Genomic DNA, 16,712 nt, shown 5'->3' on the forward strand with positions numbered 1-16,712 from the left:
TTAATGATATTAGGTTTTAACCTTATGAGTTACAAACAGTGATCTTCTAAAAATTATTACTATAATCCCGAAGTATAACATGTAACTTACAAAGTGAGCTAGAACAGCACCTTGAACATCATTAAACATATTTAAAAAATTAATACTGGTAAAATAAATTGTTATTACTAAAAATGCCTCAGTTAAAATGTAATGCCAAAACATTTTTTTTGCTAGCAACTGATATGCAATCACCAAGGATAACACTTTTATCAAATCACCTAATAGTTGCCATAAGAACAAATCCTTAACAGGTTCAAACTCGCTAGAAAAAACTACAGCGACAATAAATGACCTTAAAAGGTAGATAATAAATAGCCCTAATGCCAACTTAGGCATAACCGATTTATAAATACTTAATACTTCTTTTTTGAACTCCTCTTTACTATCTATTTCAGAAAACCTAGGCAAAATATACAAGGCCATCAATGAGGTAACAAGCATTAAATAATAGTTTGAAATCCTTGTCATGGCTTCCCAATGTCCAGCATCTTTGTAACCAATATTTTCAATAATATGATTTCTAATAACAATGGTTATTAACGGAAGAACCACTGTTGGAAACAAGGCCATAAAGGAATAAGAACTCATTTTTTTAAAAACATCTAGACTTACGTTTTTTGTTTTTATTAATGGCACTAAACTTCTTCTATTTACAATTCCAACCAGTGTTATCAAAAATATGAGTGATTCAGCAATGACAACTGATATTAAAGCGCCTCGCAATTCTTCTTGATAAATTAAGAGTAAGGCCACAGACACACTTAATATCTGCCCAATAATATTGATAACAATCAATATCTTATATTTTAAAAAGCCATTCATTATGGAGAATGAAAACATATTCAAAGCATAAAAAGGAAGTACAATGGCAAATATTCTAATGATATAACCATAATTGTTATAAGAAGGAAACACAAAATCGTTGATGAATTCAGCGTTAAAATAACATAATACAGATAACACTGTGGTTGAAACAAAGCCAATATAAAAAACTGTGGAAATAGTTTTACTAAGCTCTGTAAGGTTCTCCTTAAAATCAGAAATATATTTAACAACCCCTTTGTAAAACCCTAAAATAGCAATAGAATGAAGCGAACTAACTAAGTTCCGCAAATTTCCAATTAATGCTAGACCTTCAGCGCCTATAAATATAGCAATGGCTTTTGAAGTTAATAGTCCGGCAATAATTCTCGTAACCACTGAGGCTATTTGTAACGAAGTAACCTTAATTAAAACGTTCTTATTAATGTAATTTATTAATCTTTTCAATTAATGTATAGCCTTTAAAAAATTTATCAAAAGGAAATTAAAATGATTATAGTACCATGATGAAAATGGAGTACTAAAAATTATTTTCCTCTGGAATCAAATATACAAAATCAATATACTTTTAAATTAACATAATAGGTTTAATAGATGAAGTGTATTACTATAGGTTTATTTTACTTTCCTCCTTAATAAATAATAAAGATTAACACCAAGTATGGCAATGTTTGTTATTATAATAGGCTTAGAAATGGGCACCAATAAAAAACCATATACAATGAAGAACAAACACCCTAAAGCATTTACAAATCTTAACTTTGTGACAGACTTCATCAAAAACGATAACAGCACTGTAGACATAGCTACATAGCCTACCCACTCTGTTATGGAAGTCCCAAAAAACACCACTTCTCTAAATAGACTTATTTCTTTTACGATCTACCTCTTTCAATAAAATCTTTCTTAGCCTTAAATGATTAGGTGTTACTTCTACATATTCATCTTTTTGAATATACTCTAGAGCTTCTTCCAAAGAAAATTTTATAGCAGGAATAATTCGGGCTTTATCATCAGCTCCTGCAGATCGTACATTGGTTAATTTTTTGGTTTTAGTAACATTAACAACCATATCATCACCACGAGAATTTTCACCTATTACCTGACCCTCATAAATATCTTCTCCCGGATCTATAAAAAACTTACCGCGTTCTTGTAATTTGTCAATAGAATAAGGAATGGCTGTACCGTTTTCCATAGATACTAAACTACCATTCTGACGTTCTGGAATACCGCCTTTTATAGGTTGATACTCTTTAAATCTGTGTGCCATAATAGCCTCTCCAGCGGTAGCAGTTAACAATTGGTTTCTTAAGCCAATAATACCTCTTGATGGAATCACAAATTCACACACCATTCTATCGCCTTTAGCCTCCATACTTAACATTTCACCTTTTCGCATAGTCACCATTTCAATAGCTTTACCAGAAACTTCTTCTGGTAAATCAATAGTCATCTCCTCAACGGGCTCACATTTCACACCATCAATCTCTTTTATGATTACCTGTGGCTGACCAATTTGTAACTCATAACCTTCTCTACGCATGGTTTCAATTAAAACCGAAAGATGTAACACCCCACGCCCAAACACCATAAACTTATCGGCACTATTGGTTTCTTCTACCCTTAAAGCCAAGTTTTTCTCAAGCTCTTTGGTTAAACGCTCTTTAACATGGCGAGAAGTTACATATTTACCGTCTTTCCCAAAAAAAGGTGAATCGTTAATTGTAAACAACATACTCATGGTTGGCTCATCTATAGCAATAGTTTTTAACCCTTCAGGAGATTCAAAATCAGCAACCGTATCACCTATTTCAAAACCTTCTAAACCTACAATAGCACAAATATCACCCGTTTGTACCTCATCTACTTTTTTTCTACCCAAACCCTCAAAAATATGCAACTCTTTAATTCTGGATTTAACTGTAGAACCATCTCGCTTTACCAAAGAAATATTCTGGTTTACTTTAAGTTCTCCTCTTGTTAAACGACCGATGGCAATTCTACCTGTAAACGAAGAAAAATCTAAAGATGTAATGAGCATCTGTGTGCTTCCCGTTTCAATTTTTGGGGAAGGAATATGCTCTATAACCATTTCCAATAAAGGCTCAATATTATCCGTTGGTTTTTGCCAATCTTCACTCATCCAATTGTTCTTTGCAGATCCATAAACCGTTGGGAAATCCAATTGCCACTCTTCAGCTCCCAATTCAAACATCAAATCAAACACTTTTTCATGTACCTCATCAGGAGTACAATTCTCCTTATCTACTTTATTGACTACCACACAAGGTTTCAAACCTAAATCAATAGCTTTTTGCAAAACAAAACGGGTTTGAGGCATAGGCCCTTCAAAGGCATCTACCAACAACAAAACACCATCAGCCATATTCAGAACACGTTCCACTTCACCTCCAAAATCGGCGTGACCTGGTGTATCAATAATATTAATTTTAGTGTTTTTATATGTAACAGAAACATTTTTAGAGGTAATAGTAATACCGCGCTCACGCTCTAAATCGTTGTTATCAAGAATTAAATCGCCTGTATTTTCGTTCTCACGAAACAACTGACAATGGTACATAATTTTATCAACCAAAGTGGTCTTTCCATGGTCTACGTGTGCAATAATGGCAATATTTTTAATAGTATTCATACCTAGCTCCTTAATTTAAGCGTGCAAAGTTACTCATTATTAACGGATAAATAATATAATATTTGGGCATTCTTTTTTTTCAAAAAAGGCGTGCTATTCACTGTATCTTTTGCAAAAGCAAAAGGATGCCGTTTCTATCACTAATGCCATTAGTTAAATCATCTAATGTGAATTAAAATATTCAACATAAGTTCTATCTTTGTCCTTAGAAATCATCAAACACCCATATGAAGCTTCAAGATATTCCAAAATTAAAACACACCAACTCTAATAATTTCTTTTTGCTATGTGGACCTTGTGCTATAGAGAGCGAAGATATGGCGCTTCGCATAGCGGAAAAAGTGGTTTCTATAACTAACAAATTAGAAATACCTTATGTGTTTAAGGGGAGTTTTAAAAAGGCTAACCGAAGTAGAATTGATAGTTTTACTGGTATAGGAGATGAAAACGCACTCAAGATTCTAAAAAAAGTATCCGATACATTTGATGTTCCAACAGTAACTGATATTCATGAAATTTCTGATGCTGTTTTGGCGGCTCAATATGTAGATGTCTTACAGATTCCTGCGTTTTTGGTTCGTCAAACCGATTTGGTTGTTGCTGCAGCCAAAACGGGCAAGGTAGTAAACTTAAAAAAAGGGCAATTCATGAGTCCAGAAGCCATGAAATACGCCGTTCAAAAAGTTAAAGATTCTGGAAGTGACAAAGCCTGGATAACCGATAGAGGCACCATGTTTGGCTATCAAGATATGATTGTTGATTTTCGGGGTATTCCCACCATGCGCCAGTATGCTCCCACTGTTTTAGATGTTACACACTCACTACAACAACCCAATCAAACTGCTGGTGTAACAGGTGGAAGACCTGATATGATTGAGACTATTGCCAGAGCTGGAATAGTTAATCATGTTGATGGTTTATTTATTGAAACACATTTTGACCCTGCTAACGCTAAAAGTGATGGGGCTAATATGCTACATTTAGATAATTTGGAAAGATTACTTACTAATTTGGTAGCAATTAGGAAAACTATTAACCGTCTTTAATTATTTTAACTTAGGCGAGAATTATGGATTCCTGCCTTCGCAGGAATGACAAATTCATATAAACCAAGGTCTTTTACTATTTCTAACACTTTCAACGGAAGCGATTAACAGTTCTTCAAAATTTTCTTGGTCTAAATCTTCTAAAGATCTAAGTTGAATGGAGCGTACTTGTTTTCTGTTATTATCATTCTTTAAAATAGGAAAGTCTTTTTCCAAAAGGATACCATGAACAAATGCTATATCTACATAATCCTTGCCTTTCAATATATTTAGATATAACACGGGTTTCTTACCAATATTGTAAAACGGAATCTTATAACAATACCGTTCAACTACATCAGGAAGTGTATTTAAAATAACACTCCTAACATATAACATGATTGATTGATAGGGTTCTTTTTGATTAAGAAAATATTCGTCTATTGGTTTCAAAAAAAATTTTGGTCAAATTTAATAAATAGGCATTTAATCTAAAACTTCCTTAACTGGTTTTGGCAATACCTCTTCTGGAAAAGGGAATAAAATAGTTGAGTTCTTTTCTGCAGCGATATTGGATAGTGTTTGATACAACCTTAACTTTATTGCTGATGGAGATTGGTCTATTAATTTTCCAGCCTCAAGTAATTTACCAGCTGCTTGTTCTTCAGCTAAAGCCAAAATAATACGAGCACGCCTAGAACGTTCCGCCTCAGCTTGATTAGCCATCATACGTTTCATGTTTTCAGGTAACTGAATGTCTTTGATTTTCACATCAATGATATTAATACCCCATTCTTTGGTCTCAATTTCAACAATATTCTTTATATTCTTGCCCATTTCTTCTCGTTTAGATAAAATAGTATCTAATTCCACCTTTCCACAAACATCCCGTAATGCTGCTTGAGATAATTGCGTTATTGCAAAGGCAAATTCTTCTACTTCTAAAACTGCTTTTTCAGGGTCTTCAATCTTAAAAAACACTACACCATCAGTACTACAAGGCACATTATCTTCGGTCATAACTTCTTGCGAAACAACATTTATGGTAATAACACGAATATCAACTACCTGAATGGTCTCAATAATTGGAATAATCCATCTAAATCCAGGTTGTAAAGTTTTAATATATTTTCCAAACCTAAACTTTAAAGCACGCTTATACTCAAAAACCACTCGTATCCCAGCAAGCAAGAATACAATGATAAAAACCGTAAATAATAATGGAGGATTCATGATTTATTCTTTTTTTAATTAATACTAATTAAGCAACTCTATAAGATAGTGAATTTTGGTTAAAATTGAAAGCATATTAACCTGTAATTACTGGTAAATACTTCAAAACCTCATTACTAGTTTTTGTGATATATTCGATATAGTATTTTACCCAAATTTACATACCGAAGCTTGGTTTTTTACTTTTGTATTTGGGGCTTTCCTAATAATAATATCACACGGATTTGAAATCATGACAACACATGAAGGGAATTGGCGAAATCATACTTCGGAATAATTTTTGCGGTATAACTCTTGTATTTAAACTGAATTACAAAGTTTTTGATACCTTTGCCTTCCCCGTTGCGGGTTAGTTTAATTATGGGGTCGACTGGTTTTGACAGCGAGATTAATTAAACAGTAAGCATGTGGTGTAATGATTTTGAAACACCTTAAAGGCTAAATCAAACTTTAAACGGCGAAAATAATTACGCTTTAGCTGCTTAATAACTGAATTATAGTAAGTTCAAGCCTAGGTGCACAAGGTGCACAAGCTAAATGTCTCTTGAAAGCCTTGGTTTATGGCGTTCTTATTAGAGGCATCGTAAAAATAAACTAAGATTAGGTAGTGCTTTGTTGCCTTTTCGAGATTTAAAAGCTAAACAATAAGTAGGTAGTTTTTAGCCGGCTTGTTGTCGAAAACCAAATAAAAACTAAACATGTAGAAAGCTATTTGATTACTTGTTTGGACCCGAGTTCGAATCTCGGCGACTCCACAAAAATCATAAAGAATCTGGTTAAACACTAACCAGATTTTTTATTTTATGCGATTCCATATTTCTTTATAAAATCTTCAAAATGAATATTAAAACATGATAAAAATCATTGGATATTTCTAATGAATGAATTACTTTCTTTTGATGAAATTTTGTTTAACCTAAAAAGAGAGTATCATGACTTCATTGACAAAACACAACAGAAGAAACCGTACTTTAGCACCTTGGAGAAACAGATTGTTTACTCCCTGGAGACATGACCTTTTATCGCCTTTGAGCAATCGTATGTTTACACCAAACTTCAATGATTTTAGTAGTCTAATGGGATTTGATGATGCTTTTGAGAAAGATTTCTTTGAAAAAAACTTGGTGCCAGCAATGAACGTTAAAGAGCTTGACGATTATTTTGAAATAGAGTTTGCCGTTCCTGGATTTAAAAAAAATGATTTTGAAGTTTCTATTGAAAATGATGTACTTTGGGTAAGTGCTGATAAAGAATTAGAAGAAACTAAAGAAGAAGATAACTATTCAAGAAAAGAGTTTAGTTATAAATCGTTTAAACGCTCATGCACTTTACCAGAATCTGTAGATCTTGACCAAGAGATTAAAGCTAATTACAACAATGGTATTTTAATGATTACGCTTTTAAAGAATGAAAACTTAGTCGAAGAAACTCCTTTAAAAAAGGTAATTGATGTTAAGTAGAAAATTAAGCAGTTGTCTGCTTAGGTTTTATGGCCGACTCTAACATAAAGCTCGAAAAAAAGCCCTTGTTCAATAAATGAACAAGGGCTTTTTAGTTGCTATTAATCAAATTAGATTAAGTTTCTTATCATTTGAGCTGCCTTTTCAGCTGTTATATCACGTTGTGGTGAACCAAACATTTCATAACCTACCATAAATTTTTTAACAGTAGCACTTCGTAATAAAGGTGGATAAAAACTCATATGCCAATGCCAATGGCTATTATCTTTACCATTGGTTGGTGCTTGATGAATTCCGCTTGAATACGGGAATGAGGTGTTAAAAATTTTGTCGTATGCTTTCGTTAATACCGAAATAGCTTCGGCATATAAGTACGCTTCCTCATCATTCAACTCTAAAATATTAGATTTATGTGTTTTTGGAACAATCATAGCTTCGAAAGGCCAAACAGCCCAAAAAGGAACCAATACGACAAAGGCATCATTCTCATAAATAATACGCTCTTTTTTCTCTAATTCTTGGTCCAAATAATGACCTAAAAGACTAATACCATTTTTTTTATAATAGTTTAGCTGTTGGGTGTTCTTTTTATCAACTTCATTAGGTAATGTAGATTGACTCCAAATTTGTCCGTGCGGATGCGGATTACTACATCCCATTACAGCACCCTTATTTTCAAATATTTGAACATAGTTGATTAATGGATTGTCTCCTAATTCTTTATATTCTTTTTGCCATGCGAAAACCACTTTTTGAATTTCTCCAGGAGTCATATCTGCTAAACTCTTTGAGTGGTCTGGACTAAAACAAACTACTTTACAAATACCTTTTTCACTTTGAGCAATCAACAATCCATCATTAACTTCAAAGTCTGGTGAATCACTTTGCAGTGCTGCAAAATCATTAGTAAAAATGAACACATCCTTGTATTCTGGGTTTACTTCACCATTAATTCTTGTATTACCAGCACATAAATAACAAGATTCATCATGACTTGGTCTTTTTTCGTTATTTACAGTTTCGTTTTGTCCCTGCCATGGTCTTTTCGCTCTGTGAGGTGAAACCAATATCCATTCGCCAGTTAATATATTAAAGCGTTTATGTGAATAATCATCTAATAGCGTACTCATTTAATAATGTATTTAATTTGATTAGTTTATTACGTGTGTTCCATCAGATAATGCTACTGAATATACAGAACAATCTTTTCCGAATTTCTCTTTATAAGGTCCAGAAACTAATTTTTCAAAATCTTTTGCTTTACCCTTTTCAATGAGGTTGATTGTGCAGCCACCAAAACCACCACCCATCATTCTTGCTCCAATTACATAACCACTTTCCTTGGCTTTTTCCACCAGAAAATCAAGTTCCTCACAGCTTACTTTATATTGTTTAGAAAGTCCCTCATGAGAACCATATATCAGGTTTCCTAGCTTTTCTAAATCATCTTCTTCCATAGCTTTAGAGGCTTGTCTAGCTCTGTTATTTTCTTGAATGACATATAGTGCTTTTTGATAATTTTCTGGAGTCACCTCGCTTTCAATCGTTGCTAAATCATCTTCTGTGGCGTCTCTTAAAGCCGTTACTTTCAACATTTTTGCAATATTTTCACAAGCCGAACGTCTGTCATTATAAGCACTATCTGATAAACTGTGCTTAACATTGGTATTTATTAAAAGTAGTTCATGATTTTTAAAATCAATCTTAAACGGTTTTGCCTTTATGGTTCTACAATCTAACAACAAAGCATGGTCTTTAATACCAAACATACTGGCGTATTGATCCATAATACCGCAATTTACACCCACATAATTATGTTCTGCTTTTTGCGAAATAAAAATCATTTCCTCTTTAGTTAAGCCTAGTTTAAAAAGCTCATTAAGACCATAGACCACACTATTTTCAAGCGCTGCAGAAGACGACATACCCGCGCCTCCGGGTATATCACCTTTAAAAACAATATTGAAATTACCAACCACTTTGTTTCTGTTTTGAATTTCGGCAATAACCCCAAAGACATAGTTTTCCCAACTACCTTCTTTTAATGGCTTCAGTTTATCTAATTCAAATTCTACTTTGCTATCCATATCTAAAGCATAGGCAGTAGAAACGCCAGAATCACTTTTTTGAATGGCCGCCGCAATGCCTTTATCAACGGCAGCAGGAAACACAAACCCATCGTTATAATCGGTATGCTCTCCTATAATGTTGATTCTACCGGGTGAAAAAATTAAAATAGGGTCTTCACCAAATGCTTCAACATAAATATCTTTTACATCTTTAATTAGTTGTTTATTCATTGTATATTTTTTTAGTTGCTTTTAATATTTAAGCGCCATGTTATGCTAAAGGAGGCACCTGGTTCTAATGTTTCTAAGCCAATACCATTATTAAAACTATCTGAAACTCCTGTTGTAGGTTCAATAGCTATGGTATTTTCTTTTGGAGGTGTATAAACTTGTAAAAAATTGTTATTTCCTGACGCATTAAATTTTAAATTAAACTTTGGAGTTTTAAAAATGACTTGATCAGAATTAAGTATCCAACAATCATCAAATTGTTGACCTGCTATTTTAAAAGCTTCGGTTGTATCTATTTTAACAGTTCCTTTAGTAATGTTTCGGTCTCCTAGAATTATTTTTTCTGTACTGTCAAATTGTAGAATGCTTTCAAATAAATTATCACTAGTAAAATAAGGGTGCCACCCTAAAGTGAATGGAAACGTCTCAGAATCTGTGTTTCTAACCGTTAGTTTTAATTCCAAATTTTCATTACTAAAAATATATTCCAATTCAATGGTATAGGTATATGGAAACCCTATAGATTTGTTTGTCTCTTTATACTGAAGTGTCACACAAGCAAAATCTTCATTGGCTGTGCAGTCAGTAACTTCAAAAGTTTTATTAAATACTAAACCGTGTAAAGCGTTGTGCTCTTCTTTTTGATTGGGTTCAAACTGAAAATCCTTTCCTTTAAACGTATATTTTCCATCCTTTATCCTGTTGGCAAAAGGAAATAGAATGGATGATGCATAGGTGTCTGAATAACTTAATGGTGACAAATCTTTAATTATTTCATGACCATTTAGTGTTAATTCCTGTAAACTGGCTCCTGCATTTAAATAGATTTTAGCATAAGTATTAGCGTTTTCAATTTCTAAAACACCTAATTTTTGATTATGTTGTATAGTGTACATTTGTTTATAGTGAATTTCTTAATATTAGTTGGTTGGCGTTTTCAATTTGCATTTGTTCTTTATTTAAAATCATTTCTGCTAAACGTTTACCCATGGCATTGAAATCGGTTGATATAGTTGTAATTCCTCCTTCTACAATCTCTTTAAGTAAGGTGTCATTATATGAAATAACACCAACATCTTTGGCTAGTTCTAAATCTAACGCTTTCATCTTTTTAATAATTCTCAACAAGTTCTTATCATCTGGAATGATATATAACTCTCCAGACTTAGGAGTGGTATCTTTTAAAGAATCAACTACTACTGATTTTAACTTATTGTCATTGCAAAATTTTGAAAAACCATCTAACATGCCTTGTGGTTGTTTTTGTTCAGAATTAACCAAGATTAGTTTTTTATATTTAAATATGAGATTTTTAGCTTCTTTTAAGTTGTTGTATAGTGATTTTTCAAAATTTTGATAAACACCTGGATATTTAGAAAGTTCTTGAGGAATTTGGTCTAAGATATAAACCTTTTCCTCAGGAAGGTTCTGTATCATATTATGGGTATCCTCTAAGTTAGCAGGCATGATGATGTAATAATTATAATCTCCTGCATTGTCTAAAATAAGTTTATCAAAAATATCCTTATTGAAATGATGAAAGTATATTTCTACTTGTGTAGTACTATCTAAGTTTTCTAGAAATGAGTTGTATAAGTCTTCTTTAAAGGAATTTAATTCATCAAAAAGTAAAAAAATCTTTTGTGCTATACTTATGTTCTCACTTGAAACGTAATAACCTTTGCCAACTACAGATTGAATAATACCCCTGTTTTTTAACTCATTAAAAGCCATGAGTACGGTATCTCTAGATAAGTTGTGATCGTTTTTAATTTTGTTTATTGAAGGTATTTGATCACCCTTTTGAAGTGCACCAGATGTAATCATTTCCTCAATAGAATTAATGATTTGTTTGTACTTAGGAATTCCTATTTTACTTTTTACGCGTATCATATCATTGTTTTGCAAATATAAAAAAAAATGAATAAAAACCTACTAGACCCTACTAGTTTGGTTGTCTTGTTAATCTTTTACAGTTTATTAGATTATAATTTCTATATTTGAGACTTTAATATACTAACTAAACTAAATACTTTTACTATGACAGGAGGATTTGACATGTGGGACTATGTAGTCTTTATAGCCTACGCTATCTTGATACTAGGTGTAGGATTATGGGTGTCCAGAGACAAAAAAGGACATCAAAAAAATGCTGAGGATTATTTTTTAGCAAGCAAGTCATTACCTTGGTGGGCTATTGGAGCTTCATTAATTGCGGCTAACATTTCAGCAGAACAATTCATTGGAATGTCTGGTTCTGGATTTGCTCTAGGATTGGCAATAGCTTCCTATGAGTGGATGGCGGCATTAACCCTCATTATTGTAGGAAAGTATTTTTTACCAATATTTATAGAAAAAGGCTTATATACCATACCCGAATTTGTTGAAAAAAGGTTCTCTACCAATTTAAAAACCATTTTAGCCGTATTTTGGTTAGGGTTGTATGTATTTGTTAACCTAACATCGGTATTGTATTTGGGTGGTTTAGCTATTGAAACTATTATGGGAGTAGATATGATGTACGCCATTATTGGTTTAGCATTATTTGCTGCTGCTTATTCTCTTTATGGAGGGTTATCTGCGGTGGCATGGACAGATGTTATTCAGGTGATTTTCTTAGTTTTAGGCGGACTAGTAACTACGTATTTAGCATTGAATACCGTTTCTGGTGGTGAAGGTGTTATGGCTGGGTTTCATAAGGTATGGGATGCTGCACCCGAGAAATTCCACATGGTTTTAGAAGAATTTAATAGTGATGGAAGCGCTAATAGCAACTATTTAGATTTACCTGGTATTTGGGTTTTGGTAGGTGGTTTATGGGTAGCTAATTTATATTACTGGGGATTCAATCAATATATCATACAAAGAACATTGGCTGCAAAATCTTTAAAAGAATCTCAAAAAGGTATTTTATTGGCCGCTTTCTTAAAATTACTAATTCCATTAATTGTTGTGGTGCCAGGAATTGCAGCTTACGTTATGGTAAATGACCCTGAAATTATGGCTAGTTTAGGTGAAGTAGGCCAGTTGAATAAGCCTTCTTTAGACCAAGCAGATAAGGCGTATCCGTGGTTACTTCAATTCTTACCAACAGGGCTTAAAGGTGTTGCTTTTGCTGCATTAGCAGCTGCTATCGTATCTTCTTTAGCCTCTATGCTAAATTCAACGTCTACCATTTTTACAATGGATATTTATAAACAATATTTTGATAAAAATGCCGGTGATAAGAAGACCGTAAATGTAGGCCGAATCACTGCTGCAGTGGCTTTAGTTATTGCTGTATTAGTAGCGCCTCTCTTAGATGGTTTAGATCAAGCTTTTCAATATATTCAGGAATATACAGGATTGGTAAGCCCTGGTATTTTAGCGGTATTCTTATTAGGGTTGTTCTGGAAGAAAACCACCAACAAAGCAGCTATTTGGGGAGCTATTTTATCAATTCCAGTAGCATTGACATTGAAAATATTACCAAAACAAATGGAGGCATTTGATTGGTTAGCACCTTGGATGCATCAAATGGGTATTGCTACATTATTGTCAATGGCTATTATTATGATTTTGAGTAATGCCGAAGCTAAAGGAGTTGATGATTCTAAAGGTATTCCACTTAGTAAAGAACTATTTAAAACAACGCCACTGTTTAACATAGGTTCGTTTGTGGTAATGGTTATTTTAGCTGTATTGTACGCCATTTTCTGGTAAACCATTCTCTAAATATATGTTTAAAGCGTCATAGAAATATGGCGCTTTCTTTTTTAAATTTTACAAGACCAACACAAATCAATGTAAGGTGAAAAACTTAAAAGCGACCTAAAGCGTATATATTGTTAAAAGAACTTATCCGCATTGGCGTCTATATATATGAAAAGCATTTTAATTAAAGATTAAAGTGCTTTTTTTTAAATCATGCATTATAAAACTAACCTTTAAAACCTTTTCTAACGTGTGCACCATCACAATATGGTTTGTTACTTGAAAAACCGCATCTGCAGAATGCTGTAGTTTTATTCCTTACTTCAGTTAGACCGTCTTTATTTGTTACTGTAAGTGTTCCGTAAACCAGTAAAGGTCCGTTTTCTAAAACTTCAACTTTTGTTTTTGCAACCTCAGATGTCTCCTTTTCTTTCTTATTCATATAATAACTTAACGCCCCAGAAGGACACTGCTTTACCTGTGAAATAATTGTTTCAGTAGATTCAGCATCAATCTTTACCCAAGGCCTTAAACTTGGTCTAAAAACACTGGGTAAACCTTTTGCACATATACCAGAATGAATACATTTTTCGGCTTGCCAAACAACTGTTACCTCTCCGTTTGAATATTCTTTTGTCTTCGCCATAGCTTTGATTTTTTTTAAATATACGAAAAATAATTAGCGAAAATCAATCATCTTTTTGATTCACTTTAGTCATTATTTGTATTGGCTATACTAGATTTTTCATTTGGTTTTTATTAATTTTCAAATGAAAAAAATTCACGTACTTTTGTTAGAGACTGGTAAAAACTCAAATTTGGATTCGTATAAATTAGGATTAGATTTTGCTTTAGAATTAGATAAAAAAGATGCCTTGGCACCATATCGCCAACAATTTTACATACCTAGAGATAGTAGTGGAAATGACCTGATTTATATGACAGGAAACTCCTTAGGGCTTCAACCTAAATCCACAAAAGAATACATTGATAAAGAACTTGAAGATTGGGCACATTTAGGAGTTGAAGGACATTTTAAAGCCAAAAACCCTTGGTTACATTATCATGAGTATTTAACTAAAAAAATGGCTGATGTAGTTGGTGCAAAACCTATTGAGGTTATTGTGATGAATACCCTAACAGTTAACTTACACTTAATGATGGTATCATTCTATAAACCATCAAAAACAAAGTACAAAATACTAATTGAGAGTGATACATTTCCTTCTGATAGATTTGCTGTAGAATCGCAATTGCGCCATCATGGATTTGATGATAAAGATGGTGTAATTTTATGGAAGCCAAGAAAAGGTGAAACATTATTACATTATGAGGATTTAGAGAAAACACTTAAAAATCAAGGTAATGAAATTGCTCTTATTTTAATTGGTGCTGTAAACTATTATACTGGACAATATTTTGATTTAAAACGTATTACGGAACTAGGGCATCAATATGGGTGTGCTGTTGGGTTTGATTGTGCTCATGGTGCAGGTAATGTTAAGCTAGATCTGCACAACTCAGGAGCTGATTTTGCCGTTTGGTGCAGTTATAAATATCTCAATTCTGGACCCGGAAGTTTGGCAGGGTGTTTTATACATGAGCGCCATGCCTATAGAAAGGATTTAAACAGGTTTACGGGTTGGTGGAGCCATAATAAAGCAACAAGGTTTAATATGCGTAATGAGTTTGATCAATTACCAGGAGCCGAAGGTTGGCAATTAAGTAATCCTCCTATATTATCCATGGCTGCTATTAAAGCCTCATTAGATATCTTTGATCAAGTTGGTATGGATGCATTGGTTGAAAAATCAAATAAATTAACGGGCTATCTTGAATTTTTATTAGATTCTTTAGAAGAAAGTATTGTGAAGATTATTTCCCCAAGAAACACTAATGAGCGGGGTTGCCAATTATCCATTCAAGTAATTAATGCTGATAAAAAGTTACACCATAAGTTAACCAAAGCAGGTGTGATAACAGATTGGAGGGAACCAGATGTCATTCGTTGTGCTCCTGTACCACTATATAATTCCTTTGAAGATGTTTATAATTTGGTTGAAAGATTTAAAGGTATTTTGCATGAGGGATAAACAAAATATACTCATTATTGGCGCAGGTCTCTGCGGCTCCCTACTGGCTTTAAGGTTAGGGCAGCGTGGATTTAATGTCTCTGTTTATGAAAAACGCCCAGACTTAAGAAAAGTAAATATTAACGCAGGCAGATCTATAAACCTAGCTTTATCAAATCGAGGTATTAAGGCTATGAAATTGGTTGGATTAGACAGCAAAGTAAAACAGCTTTGTATACCCATGAACGGACGTATGATTCATGATGAGAAAGGTAATACTTTTTTATCATCTTATAGCGGACGTGACTATGAATACATCAATTCAATTTCACGAGCCGATTTAAATGCGCTTCTGTTAACCGAAGCCGAAAAACACGAGAATGTAGTAATTCATTTTAACAAAAAATGTGAGTCGGTTAACTTTGAAAAAACCACAGCACTTTTCAAAGATTATGAAACCAACACACAATTTATTGAAGATGCTGATGTAATTATTGGAACCGATGGTGCTGGTTCGGCTTTACGCAAAAGTTATTATCTAGGGAAAAAGTTTCTGTTTAGCTTTTCGCAAGATTATCTAACGCATGGGTATAAAGAATTGTGTATTCTTCCAAAGGGAAAAAATGATTTTAAAATATTTAAAAATGCGCTTCATATTTGGCCTCGAGGTAGTTTTATGCTTATCGCACTACCAAATCTAGATGGTAGTTTTACAGTAACTCTTTTCCTAAGTTATAATGAAGGAGTATATAATTTTAACGGCTTAAATACTGATGAAAAAGTGTTGGAGTTTTTTAAAAAAGAATTTCCAGATGCCCTAGCTCTCATGCCAAATTTATTAGAGGACTTTAATAATAACCCAACTGCGCCTTTAGGAACCGTTAAATGCTCTCCTTGGCATTATAAAGGGAATACACTTTTAATGGGCGATGCAGCACACGCCATAGTACCGTTTTATGGACAAGGTATGAACGCAAGTTTTGAAGATGTGGTTGAGTTTGACAACGTTCTGGATAAGAATTTGAACAATTGGAAAGCAATCTTTGAAACCTATGAAAAATCCAGAAAAAAAGATACTGATGCCATTGCAGACTTAGCCATTGACAATTTTTATGAAATGCGAGACCATGTGGCCAACCCTATTTTTCAGGAAAAGCGTAAATTAGAAATGACTTTAGAAAAGGCATTCCCCAATGAATATGCATCAAAATATGCTTTGGTTACATTTAATGAAAATTTAGGATATTATGAAGCCATGTTAAAGGGCAGAGCTCAGGATAAAGCGATTTTAAACTTGTTATCTGAAGGAGAAATTAATGTTAATGATGATTTAAGATCAATTCTAAATAAAATTACAAAAGAAACACAAAAAATTCTAGAAGAAGATAACGTTGCCAAATTAAAATAAA

The 16,712-nt window shown here is 33.2% G+C and carries 14 protein-coding genes and 1 other RNA gene; 6 read left to right on the plus strand and 9 right to left on the minus strand.

All coding sequences use genetic code 11. The features are described 5' to 3' along the window. Positions 1 to 9: 9 nt before the first annotated feature. Together DFQ02_RS00380 and typA are read right to left on the minus strand one after the other, a co-directional pair. On the minus strand, positions 10 to 1,311 hold the full coding sequence (locus DFQ02_RS00380) for an O-antigen translocase (protein ID WP_116039017.1): 1,302 nt from the start codon (positions 1,309 to 1,311) through the stop codon (positions 10 to 12). 409 nt (positions 1,312 to 1,720) lie between these two features. Continuing rightward, positions 1,721 to 3,520, minus strand: coding sequence for a translational GTPase TypA (gene typA / locus DFQ02_RS00390; RefSeq protein WP_116039018.1), 1,800 nt, complete (start codon positions 3,518 to 3,520; stop codon positions 1,721 to 1,723). A 227-nt stretch (positions 3,521 to 3,747) separates the two neighbouring features. On the opposite strand from typA, the gene kdsA reads away from it, so the two are divergent. Next, positions 3,748 to 4,566 carry a 3-deoxy-8-phosphooctulonate synthase gene (gene kdsA, locus DFQ02_RS00395; protein WP_116039019.1) on the plus strand — a complete coding sequence of 273 codons (819 nt, stop codon included), beginning with the start codon at positions 3,748 to 3,750 and terminating at the stop codon, positions 4,564 to 4,566. 54 nt (positions 4,567 to 4,620) lie between these two features. Here the strand turns inward: kdsA and DFQ02_RS00400 are convergent, their stop codons facing one another. Next, complete coding sequence (locus DFQ02_RS00400) at positions 4,621 to 4,998, minus strand: DUF1801 domain-containing protein (RefSeq protein ID WP_116039020.1); 378 nt, start codon at positions 4,996 to 4,998, stop codon at positions 4,621 to 4,623. 33 nt (positions 4,999 to 5,031) lie between these two features. Continuing rightward, positions 5,032 to 5,778, minus strand: coding sequence for a slipin family protein (locus DFQ02_RS00405; RefSeq protein ID WP_116039021.1), 747 nt, complete (start codon positions 5,776 to 5,778; stop codon positions 5,032 to 5,034). Positions 5,779 to 6,140: 362 nt separating this feature from the next. Here DFQ02_RS00405 and ssrA point away from each other — a divergent pair. Together ssrA and DFQ02_RS00415 are read left to right on the plus strand one after the other, a co-directional pair. Next, positions 6,141 to 6,536: a transfer-messenger RNA gene (gene ssrA / locus DFQ02_RS00410) on the plus strand. 174 nt (positions 6,537 to 6,710) lie between these two features. After that, positions 6,711 to 7,238, plus strand: a complete 528-nt coding sequence (locus DFQ02_RS00415) for an Hsp20/alpha crystallin family protein (protein WP_116039022.1) — start codon at positions 6,711 to 6,713, stop codon at positions 7,236 to 7,238. A gap of 110 nt (positions 7,239 to 7,348) precedes the next feature. Here the strand turns inward: DFQ02_RS00415 and DFQ02_RS00420 are convergent, their stop codons facing one another. The 4 genes from DFQ02_RS00420 to DFQ02_RS00435 are packed head-to-tail and all read right to left on the minus strand — an operon-like array spanning position 7,349 to position 11,431. Continuing rightward, positions 7,349 to 8,368 carry a UDP-glucose--hexose-1-phosphate uridylyltransferase gene (locus DFQ02_RS00420; protein WP_116039023.1) on the minus strand — a complete coding sequence of 340 codons (1,020 nt, stop codon included), beginning with the start codon at positions 8,366 to 8,368 and terminating at the stop codon, positions 7,349 to 7,351. A 21-nt stretch (positions 8,369 to 8,389) separates the two neighbouring features. Continuing rightward, on the minus strand, positions 8,390 to 9,538 hold the full coding sequence (gene galK / locus DFQ02_RS00425; RefSeq protein WP_116039024.1) for a galactokinase: 1,149 nt from the start codon (positions 9,536 to 9,538) through the stop codon (positions 8,390 to 8,392). A gap of 11 nt (positions 9,539 to 9,549) precedes the next feature. Then, entirely contained in the window at positions 9,550 to 10,434 is an 885-nt protein-coding gene (locus tag DFQ02_RS00430; protein WP_116039025.1) for an aldose 1-epimerase, read from the minus strand. 4 nt (positions 10,435 to 10,438) lie between these two features. Further along, entirely contained in the window at positions 10,439 to 11,431 is a 993-nt protein-coding gene (locus DFQ02_RS00435; protein ID WP_116039026.1) for a GntR family transcriptional regulator, read from the minus strand. Positions 11,432 to 11,578: 147 nt separating this feature from the next. Between DFQ02_RS00435 and DFQ02_RS00440 the strand changes: the two genes are divergently transcribed. Then, complete coding sequence (locus DFQ02_RS00440) at positions 11,579 to 13,240, plus strand: sodium/sugar symporter (protein ID WP_116039027.1); 1,662 nt, start codon at positions 11,579 to 11,581, stop codon at positions 13,238 to 13,240. Positions 13,241 to 13,457: 217 nt separating this feature from the next. Here DFQ02_RS00440 and DFQ02_RS00445 read toward each other — a convergent pair whose 3' ends face one another. Beyond that, complete coding sequence (locus DFQ02_RS00445; protein ID WP_116039028.1) at positions 13,458 to 13,877, minus strand: (4Fe-4S)-binding protein; 420 nt, start codon at positions 13,875 to 13,877, stop codon at positions 13,458 to 13,460. 124 nt (positions 13,878 to 14,001) lie between these two features. Between DFQ02_RS00445 and kynU the strand changes: the two genes are divergently transcribed. Next, on the plus strand, positions 14,002 to 15,324 hold the full coding sequence (gene kynU / locus DFQ02_RS00450; RefSeq protein WP_116039029.1) for a kynureninase: 1,323 nt from the start codon (positions 14,002 to 14,004) through the stop codon (positions 15,322 to 15,324). Next, the gene (locus DFQ02_RS00455; protein WP_116039638.1) at positions 15,314 to 16,711 is read left to right on the plus strand and encodes an FAD-dependent oxidoreductase; all 1,398 of its coding nucleotides are present in this window, start codon (positions 15,314 to 15,316) and stop codon (positions 16,709 to 16,711) included. Before kynU ends, DFQ02_RS00455 begins: the two co-directional genes overlap by 11 nt. Position 16,712 lies beyond the last annotated feature (1 nt).

This window comes from Seonamhaeicola aphaedonensis (assembly GCF_003386195.1).
GTDB classification, from domain to species: Bacteria; Bacteroidota; Bacteroidia; order Flavobacteriales; family Flavobacteriaceae; genus Seonamhaeicola; species Seonamhaeicola aphaedonensis.